This is a genomic window from Dietzia sp. UBA5065, assembly GCA_002415925.1.
Taxonomy (GTDB): Bacteria; Actinomycetota; Actinomycetes; order Mycobacteriales; family Mycobacteriaceae; genus Dietzia.
This window is the reverse complement of record DIAZ01000077.1, coordinates 341-3,112: the sequence shown is the minus strand read 5'-3', so window position 1 is coordinate 3,112 and position 2,772 is coordinate 341. Positions and strand designations below refer to the sequence as shown.

At 67.8% G+C, this 2,772-nt stretch carries 4 protein-coding genes; 2 read left to right on the top strand and 2 right to left on the bottom strand.

Translation table 11 applies throughout. The features are described 5' to 3' along the window. Both B4M60_RS05850 and B4M60_RS05845 read right to left on the bottom strand, forming a co-directional pair. Window positions 1-290 (bottom strand): hypothetical protein (locus B4M60_RS05850; RefSeq protein WP_291081188.1); only part of this gene is annotated, 290 nt, incomplete at its 3' end. Window positions 291-512: 222 nt separating this feature from the next. Further along, window positions 513-1,100 carry a TetR/AcrR family transcriptional regulator gene (locus B4M60_RS05845; protein WP_291081186.1) on the bottom strand — a complete coding sequence of 196 codons (588 nt, stop codon included), beginning with the start codon at window positions 1,098-1,100 and terminating at the stop codon, window positions 513-515. Between the two features lie 119 nt (window positions 1,101-1,219). On the opposite strand from B4M60_RS05845, the gene B4M60_RS05840 reads away from it, so the two are divergent. Both B4M60_RS05840 and B4M60_RS05835 read left to right on the top strand, forming a co-directional pair. Next, a complete protein-coding gene (locus B4M60_RS05840) occupies window positions 1,220-1,897 on the top strand; it encodes an NADPH-dependent F420 reductase (RefSeq protein ID WP_291081184.1) in 678 nt (225 codons plus the stop codon). A gap of 10 nt (window positions 1,898-1,907) precedes the next feature. Continuing rightward, entirely contained in the window at window positions 1,908-2,747 is an 840-nt protein-coding gene (locus B4M60_RS05835; protein ID WP_291081182.1) for an SDR family oxidoreductase, read from the top strand. Window positions 2,748-2,772 lie beyond the last annotated feature (25 nt).

Genomic DNA, 2,772 nt, shown 5'->3' with positions numbered 1-2,772 from the left:
GGCGGCAGGTCTCCCACCACCGTATGGAGAGCCATCCCGCGCAGGTCGCGGACCGTGAACGAATGACGCTGACCGTCGTCGAGGGGTGTCAGCACCCCAACAACGATCCGTTCCGTTCGCAGCATCTCGTACAGAGCAGCGAGATCCTCCACCTCAACAATCGGGTGGAAAGGGCCGGAGCCATGCCCTCCTGGCTCGTCGACCACGAGGAAGTCGACGCCTAACAACTCGGGTAAGGTGCCGTAATCTCCGATCGGGCTGACCCGTAGAACCCCCCTCAGCATCGCCATCCCGATTCCCTCCGTCTCACTGGGGCCCCGGCATGACGTGCACCCGAAGCTAACTAGTTGGTTGCGACGATACGGCGGCAGGCTGACAAGGCTTGACGTGAGTCCTGGCGGGTTCGAGCGTTTCCTTGCCCTCGATACGGTCCCTGCGCCTGGGTTTCCGAAGCGCCGAGTTGCAGTCGCACGGCCCCCGGGATCCCGACTCTGTTGCGGCTCGCGCGATAGTTAGGCGCGCGAGGCGTCGACGAGGGCTCGGGCGGAGGCTTGGGCGACAGCGGGTGCCTCGGGGTCGGCGTCCAGGGAGCCGCTGGCGAGTCCGCCGTCAAGGAGAAGGGTGAGCGACCGAGCGAGTGCGCCCGGGTCGCGCGCCCCGGCCCGCTCGGCGAGGCCGCGCACCCACCCGAGCACTGCCGTCTTGTGGGCAACCGTGCGGTCGTGAACGGCCGTGCCGGGCTGCGACTCGGCCGCAGCGTTGATGAACGCGCAGCCGCGGTAGCCCTCGCGGCGACACGCGTTGGACAGGGCGTCGAACATGCCGACGAGTTGGTCCGCGGGATCAGGCCCGGCCGCCTCGGCCGCATCCTTGAGTTGGCCGGACCACACCGCGTCGACCTTGTCGAGGTAGGCCACGACCAGGTCGTCCTTGGACGGGAAGTGCTTGTAGAACGTGGCCTTGGCGACCCCGGACTGGGCAATGATCAGGTCAACCCCGACCGCCCGGATCCCACGCGCATAGAAGAGGGCGAATGCCGATTCGAGGATGCGCTCGCGCGCTCCCCCCGGGCGGGCCGTGGTGACGTGGTCGGTGGACATCGATCCTCCTCGTGTAGGTGAGTGCCGCAAGCATACCTTGCTACTAGACAGACCTGTCTGTTAGCGTGATCGAACTAGACAAACCTGTCTACCCCTAGATTCTCACACCAGGAGTTCTCATGAAGATTGCCGTCCTCGGCACCGGCATGGTCGGCCGCGCTCTCGCTGCTCGCCTCTCGGGCCTCGGCCACGACGTCACCGTCGGCACCCGCGACCCGCAGGCGACCCTCTCCCGCACCGAGCCTGACGGCATGGGCAACCCGCCGTTCCGGACCTGGGCCACTGACCATCCGGAGATCTCCCTCGCACCGCTGGGCGAGGCTGCGGCCGCTGCGGAGGTCGTCGTCAACGCAACCAACGGCTCCGGCGCCCTCGCCACCCTGGAGCAAGCGGGCGCCGAGCATCTGGCCGGCAAGGTGCTCGTCGACATCTCCAACCCGCTGGACTTCTCGCAGGGATTTCCCCCGTCCCTGTTCGTCAAGGACACCGACTCCCTCGGCGAGCAGATTCAACGCGCCTTCCCCCAGGCCCGGGTGGTCAAGACGCTCAACACGCTGAACGCCGACCTCATGGTTGACCCCGCGTCGCTCGGGGCGGAGTCGTCGGTCTTCGTCTCCGGCGACGATGCCGCCGCCAAGGCCACGGTCACCGGATTGCTCATTAGCTTCGGGCACACCGACGTCATCGACCTTGGTGGCATCGACACCGCCCGCGGCACGGAGATGCTGCTCCCGGTGTGGCTGCGACTCATGGGTGCGCTGGGCACGGCGACGTTCAACTTCAAGATCGTCCGCTGAGATGGGCGCCATGACCGGCAAGACCGTGCTGATCACCGGGGGGAGCGGTGGGATCGGGCTGGCCACCGCCGCGGGCCTGGCCGGTCTTGGCGCCCGAGTCGGGATCGTCGGACGCGATCCCGTCCGGTCCGAGACCGCCGCCGGGCAGCTTCGGGGCGCCGGTGCTCAGGTCGACGTCTTCGTCGCCGATATGTCCTCGCAGCGTGAGGTGCGCCGGCTCGCCGAAGAGGTGCTCGCGGCATACCCGCGGCTTGATGTCCTGGTCAACAACGTCGGAGGCTACTGGGCCACGCGGCATACGACGGTCGACGGACTGGAGCACACCTTCGCGGTCAACCACCTGGCCCCGTTCCTGCTGACCGACCTGCTGCTGGACCGGTTGCGCGAAGGCGCTGGGGCTCGGGTCGTCACGGTGTCCTCTGCGGCGCAGTCCATGGGGACCATCGATTTCGCGGACCTGCAGGGCGAACGGGACTACAACGGCCAGCGCGCTTACAACCAGTCCAAGCTCGCCAACGTGATGTTCACCTACGAGCTCGCCCGACGGCTCGCCGGCTCGCCCGTCACTGCGAACGTGCTCCACCCCGGCGTGGTCCGCACCAACTTCGGGCGGGAGGACTCCGGCGGGTGGATGAGGGTGATGCTGCCGATCCTTCGACCGATCCTCAAGAGCCCGTCGCGCGGGGCTGCCACCTCGATCTACCTCGCGTCGTCACCCGAGGTCGAGGGCGTGACCGGCCGGTACTACGCCAACGAGAAGCCCAAGAGCTCGTCGAAGGCGTCCCAGGACACCGCCATCGCCGCGCGACTGTGGGCCGTCTCCGCAGAGCTCGTCGCTACTTCGCGGTGATGCCGCCGTCGACGGGGATCGTCAC

What these genes read in the sequence shown, in the direction of transcription:
- B4M60_RS05845 (WP_291081186.1), bottom strand. Translation starts at nt 1,100, where the DNA reads ATGTCCACCGACCACGTCACCACGGCCCGCCCGGGGGGAGCGCGCGAG.
- B4M60_RS05840 (WP_291081184.1), top strand. Translation starts at nt 1,220, where the DNA reads ATGAAGATTGCCGTCCTCGGCACCGGCATGGTCGGCCGCGCTCTCGCT.
- B4M60_RS05835 (WP_291081182.1), top strand. Translation starts at nt 1,908, where the DNA reads ATGACCGGCAAGACCGTGCTGATCACCGGGGGGAGCGGTGGGATCGGG.